This is a genomic window from Qipengyuania qiaonensis, from assembly GCF_019711515.1.
Classification (GTDB): domain Bacteria; phylum Pseudomonadota; class Alphaproteobacteria; order Sphingomonadales; family Sphingomonadaceae; genus Qipengyuania; species Qipengyuania qiaonensis.
Genome location: NZ_JAIGNO010000007.1, coordinates 164,729 through 182,102, shown reverse-complemented (window position 1 = coordinate 182,102; position 17,374 = coordinate 164,729). Strand labels below are relative to the sequence as shown.

At 61.9% G+C, this 17,374-nt stretch carries 17 protein-coding genes and 1 tRNA gene; 5 read left to right on the top strand and 13 right to left on the bottom strand.

Annotated elements, in window-relative coordinates:
• Positions 1 to 56: 56 nt before the first annotated feature.
• The 3 genes from K3174_RS12320 to K3174_RS12310 all read right to left on the bottom strand — a co-directional run bounded on the left by K3174_RS12320 (position 57) and on the right by K3174_RS12310 (position 2,313).
• Complete coding sequence (locus tag K3174_RS12320) at positions 57 to 416, bottom strand: hypothetical protein (protein ID WP_221558839.1); 360 nt, start codon at positions 414 to 416, stop codon at positions 57 to 59.
• Between the two features lie 65 nt (positions 417 to 481).
• Positions 482 to 1,015, bottom strand: a complete 534-nt coding sequence (locus K3174_RS12315) for a L,D-transpeptidase family protein (protein WP_345719643.1) — start codon at positions 1,013 to 1,015, stop codon at positions 482 to 484.
• Between the two features lie 8 nt (positions 1,016 to 1,023).
• The gene (locus tag K3174_RS12310) at positions 1,024 to 2,313 is read right to left on the bottom strand and encodes an adenylosuccinate synthase (protein ID WP_221558835.1); all 1,290 of its coding nucleotides are present in this window, start codon (positions 2,311 to 2,313) and stop codon (positions 1,024 to 1,026) included.
• A gap of 312 nt (positions 2,314 to 2,625) precedes the next feature.
• On the opposite strand from K3174_RS12310, the gene trhO reads away from it, so the two are divergent.
• The gene (gene trhO / locus K3174_RS12305) at positions 2,626 to 3,588 is read left to right on the top strand and encodes an oxygen-dependent tRNA uridine(34) hydroxylase TrhO (protein ID WP_486659985.1); all 963 of its coding nucleotides are present in this window, start codon (positions 2,626 to 2,628) and stop codon (positions 3,586 to 3,588) included.
• Complete coding sequence (locus K3174_RS12300) at positions 3,581 to 4,186, top strand: glutathione S-transferase (protein ID WP_221558831.1); 606 nt, start codon at positions 3,581 to 3,583, stop codon at positions 4,184 to 4,186. Before trhO ends, K3174_RS12300 begins: the two co-directional genes overlap by 8 nt.
• Here K3174_RS12300 and K3174_RS12295 read toward each other — a convergent pair.
• The 3 genes from K3174_RS12295 to K3174_RS12285 form a co-directional block, all read right to left on the bottom strand.
• On the bottom strand, positions 4,183 to 5,295 hold the full coding sequence (locus tag K3174_RS12295; RefSeq protein ID WP_221558829.1) for an ATP phosphoribosyltransferase regulatory subunit: 1,113 nt from the start codon (positions 5,293 to 5,295) through the stop codon (positions 4,183 to 4,185). The two genes, K3174_RS12300 and K3174_RS12295, sit on opposite strands and share 4 nt — an antisense overlap.
• A gap of 104 nt (positions 5,296 to 5,399) precedes the next feature.
• On the bottom strand, positions 5,400 to 6,983 hold the full coding sequence (gene serA, locus K3174_RS12290; RefSeq protein ID WP_221558820.1) for a phosphoglycerate dehydrogenase: 1,584 nt from the start codon (positions 6,981 to 6,983) through the stop codon (positions 5,400 to 5,402).
• 137 nt (positions 6,984 to 7,120) lie between these two features.
• Positions 7,121 to 8,278 carry a phosphoserine transaminase gene (locus K3174_RS12285; protein WP_221558818.1) on the bottom strand — a complete coding sequence of 386 codons (1,158 nt, stop codon included), beginning with the start codon at positions 8,276 to 8,278 and terminating at the stop codon, positions 7,121 to 7,123.
• 173 nt (positions 8,279 to 8,451) lie between these two features.
• Between K3174_RS12285 and K3174_RS12280 the strand changes: the two genes are divergently transcribed.
• Positions 8,452 to 9,618, top strand: coding sequence for a glycosyltransferase family 4 protein (locus K3174_RS12280; RefSeq protein ID WP_221558817.1), 1,167 nt, complete (start codon positions 8,452 to 8,454; stop codon positions 9,616 to 9,618).
• Here the strand turns inward: K3174_RS12280 and K3174_RS12275 are convergent, their stop codons facing one another.
• Complete coding sequence (locus tag K3174_RS12275) at positions 9,619 to 10,041, bottom strand: hypothetical protein (protein WP_221558815.1); 423 nt, start codon at positions 10,039 to 10,041, stop codon at positions 9,619 to 9,621.
• 72 nt (positions 10,042 to 10,113) lie between these two features.
• Positions 10,114 to 10,740, bottom strand: a complete 627-nt coding sequence (locus K3174_RS12270) for a PadR family transcriptional regulator (RefSeq protein WP_247712131.1) — start codon at positions 10,738 to 10,740, stop codon at positions 10,114 to 10,116.
• A gap of 106 nt (positions 10,741 to 10,846) precedes the next feature.
• Between K3174_RS12270 and K3174_RS12265 the strand changes: the two genes are divergently transcribed.
• Both K3174_RS12265 and K3174_RS12260 read left to right on the top strand, forming a co-directional pair.
• Positions 10,847 to 12,169, top strand: a complete 1,323-nt coding sequence (locus tag K3174_RS12265; protein ID WP_221558813.1) for a replication-associated recombination protein A — start codon at positions 10,847 to 10,849, stop codon at positions 12,167 to 12,169.
• Between the two features lie 172 nt (positions 12,170 to 12,341).
• Positions 12,342 to 13,037, top strand: coding sequence for a hypothetical protein (locus tag K3174_RS12260; RefSeq protein ID WP_345719642.1), 696 nt, complete (start codon positions 12,342 to 12,344; stop codon positions 13,035 to 13,037).
• An 18-nt stretch (positions 13,038 to 13,055) separates the two neighbouring features.
• On the opposite strand, the gene K3174_RS12255 is transcribed toward K3174_RS12260, so the two are convergent.
• From K3174_RS12255 to K3174_RS12235, 5 genes are all read right to left on the bottom strand, one after another.
• Positions 13,056 to 13,131, bottom strand: a tRNA-Ala gene (locus tag K3174_RS12255).
• 91 nt (positions 13,132 to 13,222) lie between these two features.
• Positions 13,223 to 14,119 carry a hypothetical protein gene (locus K3174_RS12250; RefSeq protein ID WP_247712130.1) on the bottom strand — a complete coding sequence of 299 codons (897 nt, stop codon included), beginning with the start codon at positions 14,117 to 14,119 and terminating at the stop codon, positions 13,223 to 13,225.
• 171 nt (positions 14,120 to 14,290) lie between these two features.
• Positions 14,291 to 15,031 (bottom strand): Bax inhibitor-1/YccA family protein, encoded by a 741-nt coding sequence (locus K3174_RS12245; RefSeq protein ID WP_221558808.1) that lies wholly within the window; start codon positions 15,029 to 15,031, stop codon positions 14,291 to 14,293.
• A gap of 134 nt (positions 15,032 to 15,165) precedes the next feature.
• Entirely contained in the window at positions 15,166 to 15,669 is a 504-nt protein-coding gene (locus K3174_RS12240) for a type III secretion system chaperone family protein (protein ID WP_221558806.1), read from the bottom strand.
• 150 nt (positions 15,670 to 15,819) lie between these two features.
• Entirely contained in the window at positions 15,820 to 17,343 is a 1,524-nt protein-coding gene (locus tag K3174_RS12235) for a tetratricopeptide repeat protein (RefSeq protein WP_221558796.1), read from the bottom strand.
• Positions 17,344 to 17,374 lie beyond the last annotated feature (31 nt).

Here is a 17,374-nt window from a genome sequence, read left to right as displayed (position 1 = left end):
TCAGTACAAAGCGTTCCATCCAAAGCGTGAATCACAAATCCACGCAAATGGGAATCCTAAATCCCCACAGACCCTAGCGCATCCATCGTGGTCGAGATAACCAGATGCGTCCCCGCCTTGCCCGCGCGCATATCGAGCCGTGAAAGCAGCGCCATTGCATCGGTCGTGGCCTCCGCGCAATCGAGCAGCACAAGATCGCCCAGAGCGGCCAGAGAACCTTGCGCATATTCTTCAAGACTACAGCTTTCGAGGACACGGAAGCCCGCTGCCAGAGCATCTTCGCGCATTTCGGCACGTACATGATCGCGGTCTGCCAGCACCGTAACGGTCAATTGGCAACCGGCAGCATCGCAGACCGGTTCGTAGAGGAAATCTTCCTGCATCGATTCGTGCTCCCACTCGAGTAAGTGGAACATAATAAGAACAAAAAAGATTGGATCAAGAATTCATTTTTTCCGGGCCGCAGCCCGGAAAGCGTTGCTCATGCCCGAATTTCGATGGGCGTGCCGTCGGGGACCAGACTCCAGAGCTCCGCGATCTCCGCGTTCGACATGGCGATGCACCCATCCGTCCAATCTCCCGGTACGCGCGCGTCGAACGGCATGCCGTTCGGTTGGCCGTGAATGAAGATCAGTCCGCCGGGTGAACGCCCGCGAGCGCGCGCATAGGCCCTGTCCTGTGCATTCGGATAATCGATATACAGGCTGAGGTAGTAGCTCGATTGCTCGTTGCCATAGCTGATCGTGTAGCGTCCCTCGGGCGTGCGCTCATCGCCTTCGAAACGTTTGTGGCCGACAGGTGCGTCGCCATATTGCAGGCCCGAATAGCTTCGGATCACCTTGCCATCCTGATAAAGCCACAGCTTGCGCTCCGACTTGTCGACCAGCACGAAATCCGCCCGCTCGCCGGTGTGCGCCTGTTGCGCTCGCGCTTCCGGTACCGGCTGCGAACAGGCGGCAATAGCGAGAGCCAGCGAGATGGCGATGATGCGCATAGCCGGAACACTATAGCGCATTCGCTGCATCAATCCATGAATGGATCGCGCATCAGGATGGTATCGTCGCGTTGCGGACTGGTGGAAACCAGCGCTACCGGCGTTTCGATCAGTTCCTGCACGCGCTGGATATACTTCACCGCATTGGCTGGCAGGTCGGCGAAACTGCGTGCGCCTGCGGTCGATTCCTTCCAGCCCTCCATCGTTTCGTAGATCGGCTCGACAGCAGCCTGATCGGCAGCATGGCTGGGAAAGTAATCGTAGACATTGTTGCGCAGACGATAGCCGGTGCAGATCTTCACCTCATCCAGCCCGTCGAGCACGTCTATCTTGGTCAGCGCGATACCGGTCACGCCGCTGATCGCGCAGCTCTGGCGCACGAGCACTGCATCGAACCAGCCGACCCGGCGCTGACGTCCGGTGACCGTTCCGAATTCATGGCCGCGCTCGCCAAGTCCTTTGCCGATGTCGTCTTCGAGCTCGGTCGGAAACGGACCGCTGCCGACACGGGTGGTGTACGCCTTGACGATACCAAGCACATAGCCGGTGGAATTGGGGCCCAGGCCGCTGCCCGCTGCTGCCGTGCCGCTGACCGTGTTCGAGCTGGTGACGAAGGGATAGGTGCCGTGATCGATATCCAGCAGCACGCCCTGCGCGCCTTCGAACAGGATCTTCGCGCCCGCCTTACGAACCTTCTTCAACCGCTTCCACACCGGCTGCGCGAACTGGAGCACGAATGGCGCGATCTCGCGCAACTGCGCGAGCAGCTCATCGCGGTCGATCGGGGGCTGATCGAAGCCCGCCCGCAGCGCATCGTGGTGCGCGCAAAGCCGGTCGAGCTGAGGTTCGAGATGGTCGAGATGGGCGAGATCGCATACGCGGATGGCACGCCTGCCGACCTTGTCCTCATAAGCCGGGCCGATGCCCCGCCCGGTGGTCCCGATCTTGCCCGATCCGGCGGCCGTTTCCCGCAATCCGTCGAGATCGCGGTGGATCGGCAGGATCAGCGGGCAGTTGTCCGCAATCGCGAAATTGTCGGAATTGATCTCGACACCCTGCCCTTCGAGCTTTGCGACTTCGCTCTTCAGGTGCCAGGGATCGAGCACGACGCCATTGCCCACGATGCTCAACGTGCCGGTGACAATACCGCTGGGCAACAGGGATAGCTTGTAGGTCGTATCCCCGACGACCAGTGTGTGTCCGGCGTTATGGCCGCCCTGGAATCGGACAACGGCATCGGCACGGCTGGCGAGCCAATCGACGATCTTGCCCTTGCCTTCATCGCCCCACTGGGCACCGATTACCGTCACGTTTGCCATGATTACGCCTTTTCCCCTGCCCGGGGATCCACAAGGTCCTTCGACAGGACTCGACCAAGGGATGGAATGGAGAAGCGAATGCGCTTCAAATGCGGTGCGCGCACTAAGCGGCGGAAAGATTCCAGTCAAGCCGTGGAAACTTTGCAGTCGTCTGCGATCGAAGGGGCAGAGGAAACTTCATGCCCGCTTATCCCATGACCGCTCTGGACGATACCGGCGGTCGGATGGGCTCGGATCCGGGCAAGCTTAACGAATTATTCGCTGCGCGCTGGGGGGATGCAGATTCTATCTGGCGCTGCTAGAGGCGGCTCCGTGAAGACCGACAGCCCGCCCCTCCCGATCCGCATTGCCGCGCTATATCAGTTCGCGCGGTTCGACGATCCTGCCGCCATCAAACCGGACTTGTTGGCATGCATGGAAGATGCCGGGGTGCGCGGTACGCTGCTGCTGGCGCGTGAAGGAATAAACGGTACGATCGCCGGATCGGACGAAAGCATTGAGACGATACTCGCTCATATACGGACTTTACCCGGCTGTTCCGCTATCGAGGTGAAGGAATCGCGCGCTGCCACGACGCCCTTTCACCGCACCAAGGTGCGCGTGAAGAAGGAAATCGTGACCATGGGGCAACCCGATCTCGACCCGTTGGCCGGTGTCGGAACATATGTCCCGCCGGAGGATTGGAATGCGCTGATCTCCGATCCAGACACGATCGTCATCGACACGCGCAATGACTACGAAGTGCAGATCGGTACTTTTCAGGGAGCGATCGATCCCGAGACGAGTTCGTTCCGTGAATTTCCCGCATGGTTCCGCGCCAGGCTTGCCGAACTGGAGGCCAAGGGCCGATCTCCCAGGATCGCCATGTTCTGCACCGGCGGTATCCGGTGCGAAAAATCTACCGCTTTTGCGCGCGCCGAGGGGGTGGAGGAAGTCTACCATCTCAAAGGCGGAATATTGAACTATCTCGAACACGTGCCCGAGGAAGCCAGCCTATGGCGCGGGGAATGCTTCGTTTTCGATGAGCGGGTCAGCGTAGGTCATGGCCTTAAGCCCGGCGACCATTCGTTGTGCCGGGCCTGCCGTCGTCCTCTAAGCAAAGCCGACATGGCGCACGAAAACTACGTTCGCGGCGTTTCGTGCCATCGCTGTTACGACGAGCGCAGCGAAGAACAACGCACGCGCTATGCCGAACGGCATCGGCAGGAGATGCTGGCCGGGATACGCGGTCGGGGTCATATCGGCCGAAAGGTCGACTCCGAAGCCGATGGCTGAAGCGATCCTCTACAGCTTCCGCCGCTGCCCCTACGCCATGCGCGCCCGCATGGCTCTCAGTGTAAGCGGCGCACGACACGAACACCGCGAGGTAGTCCTGCGCGACAAACCTGTGCAGATGCTGGAAGCATCTCCCAAGGGCACGGTCCCTGTTCTGGTGACGGACGATGGACAAGTCATCGAGGAAAGCCTCGACATCATGCGCTGGGCACTTGCACTGCACGATCCGGAAAACTGGCTCCAGCATGACGATGCCGCATTGGTCGAGCGGAATGACGGCTCCTTCAAGCATCATCTGGACCGCTACAAATATTCTACCCGCTACGCGAACGCAGACCCCGAAGAACACCGTGGCGCTGCGCTTCGGATCCTCGGCCATCTGGAACAGCGTCTCACCGAGAGCGCCTACCTTTGCGCCGACAAGCGCGGCTTTGCGGATATCGCCATTTTCCCGTTCATTCGCCAGTTCGCCAATGCCGACCGCGAATGGTTCGACGCGCAAGAGCTTCCCAAGCTGCAGGATTGGCTGGCTGACCTGGTCGGATCCGACCTATTTGAGCGCGTGATGCAGAAGCACCCGCAATGGAAAGCCGCCTAAAGCAATTTCGGTTCTCGGCCATCCAGTATGTGCGAACACCCAAGTGCCTTGGCGTCGTCACCGGCTTCGACTGCAGCCACCGTGCGCCAGCCGATCGTCCGCAAGCGCGCAGCGGCATCGCGGTCGTGACCAATGGGCAGAAACATTTTCTGTATTTCGTCGCCATGGCTTGAACCCAGCGCATCGAGCAGCGGGTCCATGTAGAGCGAAAATCCTGTCGCGGCCTCCTCGCTGCCACGGATGGTATAGGTGCCGCCCCGGCCCAGAGCGCCACGCGCGCCTTCGCCGTAGAGCGTAAAGCCGAACCAGCTTTGGTATTCGAAGCCATGCCGTTCGGTCGGGTCCAGAGTGACGCGTGCGCGACCGCCGATCGCTTCGGCAATGGCGCGCAAACCCTCGATACGGCTGGTCAGCGCCCCGCCCGCATCGAGCGCGGCAAGTTTGTCGATCGCTTCATCGAAATCGCCGGTCGCATAGAGCAAGGGGAGATAGGCATCGCCGCCCACATCCCGCAACCCGCCTGCATCCTTCGTGTCCAGCTCGCGCCGCACCGCATCACGCTGCGCGGGATCGAGCGGCAGCGATTCCTCAGCCAGCGTGTCGACAAGATCGGGAAGAGTGAAGTCGACCGAGATATTGGCGACGCCTGCCGCCTTGAGCGCATCGATAGCAACCGAAACGACTTCGCTTGCGGCCCCGACGCTGTCGGCACCGATCAGTTCGGCGCCCATCTGCAGGCGCTGCCGCGCCGGATCGAGCTGACTGGCGCTGAGGAATGCGACATCGCCTGCATAGCATAGCCGCAGGGGTCGCGTCGCGGCAGCGAGGCCGGTCGCGGCTATGCGCCCGACCTGCACCGTGATGTCACTGCGAAGCGCAAGGGTACGCAGGGAGTCGGGATCGGTAAATCGCACCATGCGGCGCGTCGCTACACCGTCCATACGGCCGGCCAGCGACTGTTCGAACTCGACCAAAGGCGGACGGACACGATCGTAGCCGTGGCCATCCATCGCGTCCAGCACGGCGCGCATGGCGGACGTGATCCTTCGGGCACGCTCGGGCAGCGCGTCTTCCAGGCCGACGGGGAGGAGTTCGTCAGGGGCGTTCATATGTCCTCATTCGGCATCCCGGCTCCGAGCCGGGATCGCTATCGTCCAAGCGACTAGCCGACAGCGACCCCGGGTCAAGCCCGGTATGGCGATCTGCTGGATCGTCAGAAGGCCAGCGGCATGACAACCTTCACGCCTTCCAGAGCGCAAGCCTGCTTGACCACGTCTTGCGGGATCGGGGCATCGACGCTCAACAACAATACTGCTTCCCCACCGGCCTGGCGACGACCGAGGTGGAAAGTACCGATATTGATGCCGTTCTCGCCCAGCAGCGTCCCGATGCGGCCGATAAAGCCCGGCGCGTCCAGGTTGACGATATAGAGCATGTCGCCAGCCAGTTCCGCCTCGATACCGACGCCGAACATTTCGACGAGGCGCGGTGCGTCCGTCCCGAACAGCGTGCCCGCGACCGAGCGATCGCCCTGCTCGGTGCCCACCGTGACCCGGATCAGGGTGTTGTAGGTGCCTTCCTTCTCGTGACGGACCGAACGGATATCCAACCCACGCTCTTTGGCAAGGAAGGGTGCATTGACCATGTTCACCGTGTCCGAATACTGGCGCATCAGGCCGGCGAGCACAGCGCCTTCGATGGGCTTGCCCGAAAGCTCTGCCGCGGCGCCTTCACGCTCGATGCTGATCTTGGTGAGATTGCCATGGGCAAGTTGGCCGACGAGGCTGCCGAGATTTTCGGCCAGTGTCATATAGGGCTTGAGCTTGGGCGCTTCTTCCGCGCTCAGACTGGGCATGTTGAGCGCATTCGTGACACCGCCATTCACGAGGTAGTCGGCCATCTGCTCGGCCACCTGCAGCGCCACATTGACCTGCGCTTCGGTGGTGCTCGCGCCGAGGTGCGGCGTGCAGATAAAGTTCGACTTGCCGAACAGCGGGCTTTCCTTTGCCGGCTCGGTCTGGAACACGTCCAGCGCCGCGCCCGCGACCTGCCCGCTGTCGAGCGCATCCGCCAGCGCCGCTTCGTCGATCAACCCTCCGCGCGCGCAGTTGACGATGCGCACGCCCGGCTTGGTCTTGGCGAGATTTTCGCGGCTGAGGATATTGCGGGTCTCGTCGGTCAGCGGGGTGTGCAGCGTGATGAAGTCGGCGCGCGACAGCAGCGTGTCGAGATCGGCTTTCTCGACCCCCATTTCGATTGCGCGCTCCTCGGTCAGGAAGGGGTCGTAGGCAACGACCTTCATCCTCAGCCCCAGCGCGCGTGCGGCAACGATAGAGCCAATATTGCCCGCGCCGATGAGACCGAGTGTCTTGCCGGTAACCTCGACACCCATGAAGTCGTTCTTCGGCCATTCGCCCGCCTGCGTTCGAGTGTTTGCTGCGGGAATCTGGCGGGCAAGCGCAAACATCATGGCTATGGCGTGCTCGGCAGTCGTGATCGAATTGCCGAAGGGCGTGTTCATCACCACCACGCCCTTGCCGCTGGCATAGGGGATATCGACATTGTCGACGCCGATCCCGGCACGGCCGATGACCTTCAAATTGGTCGCCGCGTCGAGGATTTCGGACGTCACCTTGGTCGAAGAACGGATGGCGAGGCCATCGTATTCGCCGATGCGGGCTTTCAATTCCTCCGGCGTTTCGCCGGTGATGACATCGACGTCGCAGCCGCGTTCCTCGAAAATCTTCGCGGCGTTCGGGTCCATCTTGTCGGAGATGAGGACTTTGGGTTTGGTCATGATTTACTCCCTCTCCCCTTCAGGGGAGAGAGCCGGGGAGTGAGGGATACTGCACCCGGCCCTTCAAATGGTTGGAAAATCGAGAGGGACAACCCCTCTCCCAACCCTCTCCCCTCAAGGGGAGAGGGTTATCGTGATCAGCCGTTCTTGACGGTCTCGTAGGCCCACTCGATCCAGGGCAGGAGACGCTTGAGATCCTCCTGCTCGACCGTACCGCCGCACCAGATGCGCAGGGACGGCGGGGCATCGCGATAGCCGTTGAAGTCGTAGCCGACATCGCGCTCTTCGAGCAGCTTGACGATCTTCTTCGGAACGCCAGCCTTGTCCTCGTCGGACAGGCTATCGTACCAGTCGCCTTGGAAGACGAAGCACACACCGGTATTTGTCTGCTGCGCCGGATCGGACGCCATATTGCGCAACCAGGGGGTTGCCTCGATCCAGTCCTTCACGATCGCGGCATTGGCATCGGCCCGTTCGAACATGGCCTTGCGGCCACCCAGCGCCTGCGCCCATTCCAGCGCGTCGATGTAGTCCTCGGTCGCCAGCATCGACGGCGTGTTGATCGTCGCGCCTTCGAAGATGCCGGTGTTGATCTTGCCGCCCTTCTTGAGACGGAAGAGCTTGGGCAACGGCCATTCGGGATCGTAGCTCTCGATTCGCTCGACCGCCTTGGGGCTGAGGATCAGCATGCCGTGCTGGGCTTCCGACCCCATCACTTTCTGCCAGCTATAGGTCGTGGCATCGAGCTTGGCCCAGTCCATCTCCATCGCGAAGACGGCGCTGGTGGCATCGTTGATCGTCACCCCTGCGCGGCCCGGCGCAAGCCAATCGGTGTTCGGGACTTTCGCGCCCGAAGTGGTGCCGTTCCAGGTGAAAACAACATCATTGTCCTGCGGGATGCTCGCAAGGTCGGGAATCTCGCCGTAATCGGCGTCGAGCGTGGTCAGCTGCGGCAACTTGAGCTGCTTGACCGCGTCCTGAATCCAGACATTGCCGAAACTCTCCCACGCGGCGACAGTCGCCGGACGATCGGGACGCAGCATCGTCCACATGGCGCATTCGAGCGCGCCCGTGTCCGAGGCGGGCATGATGCCGACCAGATAATCCTCGGGCACGCCGAGCATCTCCTTGGACAGGTCGATGGCATATTTCAGCCGCGACTTGCCAAGTGCGCTGCGATGCGAACGTCCAAGAGATTCGGTTTTGAGATTGGCGGCAGACCAGCCTTTACGCTTGGCGGTCGGACCGGACGAAAAGAAGGGGCGCTCAGGCTTGAGCGTCGGTTCGGCAGTCATGTATTCTCTCCTTGCAGAGAGCACGCGCGGCGTTGGGACCGCGTGGCCCGACAGCCGAACTAAAGTTGCGTCGCAACAAGTCAACACGAAATAGCTATGCAGCGATGAAGTGTCCCTGCGATACGACCGGCTTCCTCTCGCCAAACCGTGCAAGCGGCCTTATGTCGCCGGCAATGGACGTGACCGATCTCCGCATCGCGCTCTTCAGCGGGAACTACAATTACACCCGCGACGGATGCAACCAAGCGCTTAACCGCCTTGCCGACTATGTGTTGCAGCAAGGTGCGGCGCTGCGCGTGTATTCCCCGGTGGTGGCGAAGCCCGACTTCGAGCCGGTCGGAGATCTGATCGACGTTCCCAACATGCGTATGCCGGTGAAAAATCGGGGCGAATACCGGCTGGGCCTGCCGCTCGACGCAAATGCGCGAGCTGACCTTGAGGCCTTCCGGCCCAACACCATCCATCTATCCGCCCCCGATTTCACCGGGCATTCGGCCCTCGGCTGGGCCGAAAAGCACGATCTGCCGGTACTCGCATCGGTGCACACCCGCTTCGAGACCTACCCCCGTTACTACAATATGAGCTTTCTCGAACCGGTCGTGGAGACGCTGCTGCGACGGTTCTACCAGCGCTGCGACGCCCTTGTCGCTCCCTCGCAAAGCCAGATCGATGAGCTCAAGGCTCAGAGGATGCACGACGACATCTCGATCTGGTCTCGCGGCGTCGACCGAACGATCTTCGATCCGTCGAAGCGCGACCTCGAATGGCGTCGTGCGCACGGGCTGGCCGACGACGATGTCGCGATCGTATTCCTCGGTCGGCTGGTGATGGAAAAGGGGCTCGACGTCTTTGCAGAGGCGATCGTTCAGCTCAGGAAGCAGCAAGTGCCGCACAAGGTGCTGGTAATCGGCGACGGTCCTGCGCGGGGGTGGTTCGAGAAAGCGCTGCCCGGCGGGATCTTCGCCGGGTTCAAGACCGGGGCGGATCTCGGGCACGCGCTCGCGAGCGGGGACGTCTTCTTCAATCCTTCGACCACGGAGACGTTCGGCAACGTCACATTGGAAGCCATGGCTTGCGGTCTGCCAGTGGTCGCGGCGGGCGCGACGGGTGCCGCCAGCCTGGTGACGAATGGCACGACGGGTCGCCTGGTTCCGGCTGCGAAGCCGGACGCCTTCGCCCGGGCCTGCGCCGAAGCGCTGGCGCCCTATTGCACCGACGATGCGTTACGCCTGCGGCACGGTGCGAACGGCGAAATGGCCGCCCGCGCCTATTCCTGGGATACGATCAACCAAGCTGTGGTCGATACGTATCTGAGGCTCCAGGCACAGCGCGGCCGATAGCTAGCGCAGGACGCCCGAGCGCCGCATCTTGATGGCGTACCATAGCGTGCCGAGCGTGATCACCCAGATTGCAAGCTCCAGCGCCGGATTTTCCATATCGGCAGGCAAGTCGGTGACAACCCGCTGGAAATAGGTCGTCCCCACGAGGCCGACGACGGATATCGCCAGCGAATATACGGCGAAACGCGAGCGGAACAGCAGCAGGATGGAGCCGAAAAAGGCGCCCCAGACTCCCAGGGCCCACACGGCGGTCGCCCAGGAGGGGAAGGTGTCGAAATAGGCGATTTGCTCCGGCGTCATTCCCAACGCTTCGAGCTGGCCCAGCTCTGTCATGGTGTAGCTCATGATCCCGACGGCATTCCACAACAGCGTGATCACGCCGACCGCCCACAGGTGCCACGGCGCCTTTATGTCTGTATTCATGCAAGAACCCTCCCTCTTGCGACCCCGCGCAGCAGACTATCGCCTGTCGTGCAGGGCGCAAGGGAAGGATTGTCAGAGCCGTTCGATCTTCTTGGCGAGTTCGTCGACGAGATCGACGATGTCCTGAACCGTCTGCTTGTCCAGTTTGCCGGAACGTGCGCGATTTTTCAGAACGCCCGCCAGATTGCCGAGCGCGCGAAACATTTCCGGCGTGGCATAGGCCCGGCGATGCTCGCCGTGGCCCGAGAGGCGTTCGAACAGCGCCTCTACTTCCTCTGCCCGATCGTCCAGTTCGCTGCGGCCAGCATCGGTTGCCTCATAGGCCTTCCGCGTCTCGTCGCCTGCCGCCTGCGCGATCGCGCCTTCGTCTTCGAGCAGGGAGAGTGTGGGGTAGATCGTCCCCGGGCTGGGCGAATAGGAGCCCTCGGTCAGTTCCTCGATCGCCTTGATGAGTTCGTAGCCATGGCGTGGTTCGTCCGCCACCAGCTTGAGCAGGACGAGCCGCAGTTCGCCCGGACCGAACATCCTCCCGCGACGGCTACCGCCTCCGCGCGGGCCGAAATCGAACGACCAGTTGGGTCCGCCGAATTTGGCCGAGGCACCGAGCTCATCCCGGCAATCGGCCTCCGCGATCATGGCCGCAACGAACGGCCAGCCGCCCATTCTGCGCATCTTGCGCCATTTATGTGCCTTATACATTCAATTGTTCCTTGAGTTATCTTCGATAGGTCTAAGATATATCTTAGTTGACGTTCTGCAAGGCAGCACTGCAATTTTCCGGCGAACGCCTTATGTCAGCCGACCAATGGCCGATTTGTTTCCCGATGACCTGCCCCAGGCATCCGCCCCTGAGGCGCCGCGCGAAGATGCACCGCTCGCCGACCGTTTGCGCCCGGCAAGCCTGGGCGAAGTCATCGGGCAGGATCACCTGACCGGTCCGGAAGGTGCGATCGGGCGTATGGTCGCGGCGGGCAAGCTGTCGAGCATGATCCTGTGGGGGCCGCCCGGCACCGGTAAGACCACCATCGCCCGACTTCTCGCCGACAGCGTCGGCATGCGCTTCGAAAGCGTGAGCGCGGTGTTCAGCGGGGTTGCCGATCTCAAGAAGGCCTTCGCCGCTGCCGACAAGGCAGCCGAGGCAGGTCAGCGCACCTTGCTCTTCGTTGACGAGATCCACCGCTTCAACCGCGCGCAACAGGATGGCTTCCTGCCCTTCGTGGAACGCGGAACGGTGACACTGGTGGGCGCGACCACCGAGAACCCCAGCTTCGCGCTCAACGCCGCGCTTCTCAGCCGCGCACAGGTATTGATTCTCCAGCGGCTCGACTGCGAGGCCCTCGGCCAGTTGCTCGACCGCGCGGAAAAGCTCGAAGGCTCGCTCCCCTTGACCCCCGAAGCGCGCGATGCACTGGTGGCGAGTGCCGATGGCGATGGGCGATTCCTGCTTAATCAGGCCGAAACGCTCTACAATGCGAAGATCGAAGAGCCCCTTGATCCGGCGGCCCTCGGCAGCTTCCTGCAGCGCCGCGTGGCGGTCTACGACAAGGATCGCGAAGGACATTACAATCTCATTTCCGCGCTCCACAAGTCGGTGCGCGGCAGCGACGTCCAGGCGAGCCTCTATTACCTCGCGCGCATGCTCACTGCCGGGGAGGAACCGCGCTTCCTCGCCCGTCGCCTGATCCGCATGGCGGTGGAGGATATCGGCATGGCCGATCCGCAGGCGCTGGTGCAATGCATGGCGGCCAAGGACGCTTACGAGTTTCTGGGCAGCCCCGAGGGCGAACTCGCGCTGGTGCAGGCCTGTACCTATCTTGCCACCGCCCCCAAATCGAACGCGGTCTACAAGGCGCAGAAGGCTTCGCTCGGATCGGCCAGGGAAACGGGGAGCCTGATGCCGCCGCAAAACATCCTCAACGCGCCGACAAAACTGATGAAGGATATCGGCTACGGTTCGGGCTACAGCTACGACCACGACGCCGAAGAGGGCTTTTCGGGCGATAATTACTGGCCCGAGGAGATGGAGCCGCAGACCTATTACGAACCCGCAGAGCGCGGCTTCGAGCGCGAAGTGAAGAAACGGCTCGAATATTGGGACAAACTGCGGAAAGACCGTGCGAAGCTTTAAAAACTTTGTTTGTATTGACTGGTCAGGCGAGGCGGTTGCACGGCCCAAAGGCTTGGCCATGGCGCACTGCACTACGGGAAGCTTCGCTCCGAGGCTGTTGAAACCAGCGCGTGGCTGGTCACGAGAAAGCATTCTGAAATGGCTTCTTGATCATGCGAAGGCGCAGACCGACATGCTGATCGGCCTCGACTTGTCGCCCGGGCTACCTTTTGTAGACGCTGGCGACTATTTCCCCGGCAATCCAAGCTCACCCAAGGACGCCAAAGCGCTTTGGGAGTTGGTGGACCGTAAGTGCGCTGAAGAGGCGCACTTAAGCGCGTCGACATTCCCGAAGAACGACAATTTCAAAGCTCACTTTCGCAACCAATATCCTGGTGAAACGGTCACAGGCGATGCTTTTGTCGGAGGGGCAGGACGTCTCCGTGAGGCCGAGCATCGGCAGCGAACGAATGGGGTCAATCCGGTGAGTTGCTTCAATCTTGTAGGCGCCGCACAAGTTGGCAAATCGAGTCTTACCGGAATGCGTCTACTAAACCGGCTGCGCGGAAAAGTACCGGTTTGGCCCTTCGACGACGTGCCGCTGAGGGGGCCGCTAATCGTTGAGATTTACACTTCAATCGCAGCGCGTGCCGCTGGAATGCCAAAAGGACGTAGCAAGATTCGCGATGGCGATACCCTAAATCGAATGCTCGCCAACCTCGGTTCAGAACCGCATCCATCACTCGAGCGATACGACGACCACTCGACAGACGCGATGTTGACAGCCGCATGGCTGCGAAGAGCGGCAAACGATCCGGCCCTTTGGTCGCCGCGTGGCCTGACGCCCGCTATCGCCCGCACCGAAGGCTGGACCTTCGGCGCGATCTAGACCGCTAGCCGAATTTCCTGGTGGAGCCGAGCGGGATCGAACCACTGACCTCGTCATTGCGAACGACGCGCTCTCCCAACTGAGCTACGGCCCCGTTCCAGGTCTGCAACACTGCAGATATATGCAGTGCAAGGCGTGCCATCTAGCGAATGACGGCACGCCTGCAAAGCATCCATACGAGGCGATCAGTCCTTCGGCGTGTCGTCTTCGCCGGCATCGTTGGGGATCGGCTGGACAATCGGCACCGATACCCGGGTTTCATCGACGGGAACGACCGGGATCTGAGCCCCGGTATCGGGATCGATCACCGTCGTTTCCTGCAAGGGCGCCACACTTAGCGCCGCAGGATCGGAACCCGGCTGCGGCACCTGAAACGCTCTCGAGTTCTTGACCGCTACATATCCGGGCTGCGATGCGCCGTAGCGTTCACCATATTGCGCGTCCCAGGCGGCAGAATCTCGCTGGTACTGCTCATAGGCGACAAAGAAACGCTCGAACGGACCCTCGAGTACCGAGAAATTCGTCAGCGCGAAGGCAACCGGATCGACCGTTTCCGAAGCGACATACTGTTGCGAAATGCCAAGCGCCGTGCGGCAGAAATCGGATCGCGCGGGCGGCAAGGCGAAGTAGTTGTAGACCATCGTCATCTGGCTCTCGCGAGCCTGAATTGCCGGCCGTCCCTTACCGTGTTCCTTGCGATAGTCGGCATCGATGCGGTCGTTGACCTGTTTCAGCGGTCGCGCATGATCCTTGATATAGCCGCTGTAGCCTTCGAGGATCTGCTGGTACTGCGGGTCGAGGCAGTTCAGCGCCGCCACGTTCCAGGCGGAGCGGAAGTGCCACACCTTCTCATCGTCCGAGATACCCAGATTGACCGTCTCGCGGATGCCCATCGAATTGAGTTGCGGAATATCCATGACATAGGACGCCTGGCCCGGAGGCAGGGGCCGCACTGGCACGGCCTCTACCGGCGGCGGCGGCGGCGGGGGGGGAGGAGGCGGGGGCGTCGCGCAAGCACCCAGCACGGCCATCCCGACAGCAATGGCCGCGATGCGAATAGTGATATGTGAACCGCGTCTCATGGCGCGTGACCCTCCTCGATAAACCTGTTGTTCATCCTGCGCCGCCGTCCCTTGACGGGGGATGAAGCGAGGCCTGTGGTAGACGGTCGCGTTGCCAAAGAAAATGCCCGGAGTGTCGGTTACACCCCGGGCACGTTCAACCGATTCCTGTGTGCGACGAGTGGTTTACACCTATTCGCGGTTGCCCATGAAGCTGAGCAGGAACTGGAACATGTTGATGAAGTCCAGATACAGGCTCAGTGCGCCCATGATCACGGCCTTCCCAGCGAACTCCGTGCCACGAAGATACTGGTATTCCATCTTCAGACGCTGGGTATCGTAAGCCGTGAGGCCGGCAAAAATCAGCACACCGATGAAGCTGATGGCCAGTGCCATGATGCTCGACTGGAGGAAGATGTTGATCACCATCGCGATGAGCAGGCCGATCACCCCCATCACCAGGAAGGTGCCGAAACCCTGCAGGTTCTTCTTCGTGGTGTAGCCGAACAGGCTGAGGCCGGCAAAGGCACCAGCGGTGGCGAAGAAGGTCGCAGCGATCGATTCACCGGTGAAGACGAGGAAGATCGTCGACATCGACAGACCCATCAGCGTGGCAAAGCCCCAGAACATCATCTGCAGGGTAGTGCGGCTGAACCGGTTGGCGCCGAAACTCATGGCGAAGACGATTGCGAGCGGCGACAGCGCTACGATCCACATAAGCGGGCCGCTGGCGAAGGTCAGCGCCAGCCCGCTACGCGCTGTGAGCAGTGCCACAACGGCGGTCAGCAATATGCCGCTGGTCATGTAATTGTAGATCGACAGCATGTGCTTGCGCAGCCCGGCGTCGAAGGTTTCCTGCCTGGCAACGGCGTCGCCAGCGCGCGGCACGGAGCCGAAGCCCTGCCTCTGGTCGGTGTCGTTCCAATTGGCCATCTCTTCTCAACTCCTCTTGGCAGTGCGGAAATACGCCTTGCTCCTAGGGTGGCAATATCGGCATTTCCGTCGCCGATTTCAAGCGAAACCGGACAGATCGGTCCTAACGGGAATTAACCGGATTTGGTCACCCCTCAGGCTTCGCCCGCTGCGTCGACCATCGCCGCGTCCAGCGCCTCTGCCGGCGTGCGGCCGCCCCACAAGATGAACTGGAACGCCGGATAGAAGCGATCGCATTCATCGACTGCGATTTCGACCAGCGCCTGCGCCTGATCAAGGCTGAGTAACCCGTCGTCGCCGAGCATGGTGCCATTGCGGTACAGCAGCACGCCGCCATTCGACCAGATGTCGAAATGACCGAGCCACATCTGTTCGTTGACCAGCGAGACGAGTTCGTGCGCCTGCGGCATCTTGTCGGCGGAAATGCGGATGTCCGGCAAACAGAGTATCTGAAGCACCATATCGTCCGGCCGCCAGATCCCGCGCAGCTGGTATTTGGTCCAGCTGCCCTGAATTTCGCCGCTCATCTCGCTCGGCGTCGATTCGCAGGGCCATCCACGCGCCTCGAAAAGGGCGATGAGCATGTCGAGCGGGGCTGCCCCTTCGTCGACTTCGTAACGGTCTTCCGACGGTTTCATCGAGGCTGTTCCATGCGCGTCATGGTTGGCTGGATGCAGAAACGACGGGGCGCTTGGCAATGGAGGCAGGCTTCGGCGCTGGGGAGAACCGCTAAGGCCTGTGCAAAGCCTGTGAACAATTCGCCGGGCCGCCACCGCCGGGACACACCCTCACAGCTTCTCGATCGCCTCGCCGGCCGAGCTGGTGAAGGTAAAGGAATCGACACCCAATTCCTTGAGTTCCTTGACCATTTCACGCGCCTTGGCGTCGGTGTCATACGGGCCCGACAACAGCCGGTTGGCCTCCCCCCAGGGCGTCACGAACGGCCCCTTGCCCTCCAGCTTGCCGTCGGCCTTGCGCGAAATTCGCCGCCAGTCGAAGCCGAGCGCAGTCGTATCCTTGCCGGTCGCAACCTGAACCCAATGGCGTGACGGGTGAGCAGGTGGCAGGGGCGGCTTGGGTTCCAGGCGTTCGCGCGGAATTTCGATTTTGGTGATGTCCACGGCCCCGCTCGTGGCGGAAACTGCGGATGTTGGCTCGAGACTGAAACCGCTGAACGCATCCGCGACCGAGATGAGGCTCGGTTGCGGCTCGGGCGGTGGAGCCGGCGGGTCCGTGCTCGGGTCGACATTGGCAGAGGTTGAAGACGGCTCGATCCGCGCGGTGGCAGCAGGCGCCTCGGCTGGCGAGGGCGTTTGTTCGGGCTCGGTCACTGTCGCAGCGAGCGATGGCCTCGGATTCGTCACAGGGGCCGGTGGCGGAGGTGGCGGCGGCGACGGTGGCGGAGGTGGCGGCGGCGACGGTGGCGGAGGTGGCGGCGAAGAAGCTATCGCGGCAGGCGCCGCAGAAGTGGCCGGACGTCGTAGTTGCGGGACGGTGCGCGTCATCCGCACCGGTGGCGCTGTATAGCCCGCAATCCCGGCATCGTCCGTCCCGATGGCAGCCGTGCGGGGGAATACGCCGAGATTGCCGGCAGCGGCCTGCTGCGCCTTGGTCAGCTGCGGCATATAGTCGAGATAGGCCGCCATCCGCGTGCCGGTACCTTCCGGCAGCATGGTGTTGGCGATATCCTTGGCTTCCCGCGTCTGCCCCAGGATCGCCAGGCCGAAGGCACGAGTGCGAAAGGCCGCGATATCGCGTTTTTCCAGCAAGGGTAGCAATGTCGCCTCGAACGCCTTGCTATCGCCCGAAATGGCCTGACTGAGCGCGAGGCGACGGGTCGTTTCCTCGCCCGCGCCGTTGGCCAGCGCCTGCCGATAGAATTGCTGCGCGCTGGCCGCATCGCCCACGAGGTCGAACGCCAATCCACGGTCTTCGGCCATGCGCTCGTTCGACACGCCGGCCTGTTCGGCTTCGGCGAACAGGCGCAACGCTTCGACGGGTCTGCGCGACCGCGTATAGGCCTTGGCAAGCCCGAGCTTGGTTCGCGCATTGCCGGGCGAAAGCTCGTTGGCGCGTCCGAGGAAGCCGATCGCTGCGCCGATATCGCCCAGTTCGAGGGAGGCCTCACCCGCATCCAGCAAGGCCGAAACATCGGCCGCATTGCTCGCCAGTCGCGAAAGAGCGTCGCCCAGTTCGCTTTCCGCAGCAGCGGGCAGCGGCTGGACGATCTCTCGCTGAGCGGACACGGGCACGGAATGCGCTGCCAGAGCCAGCAGCGCGACGGCAGCAGCTAATCGCCCTCTTGAAACCATATCCTGTCCTTCGCAGCCCGGGCGTTAACCA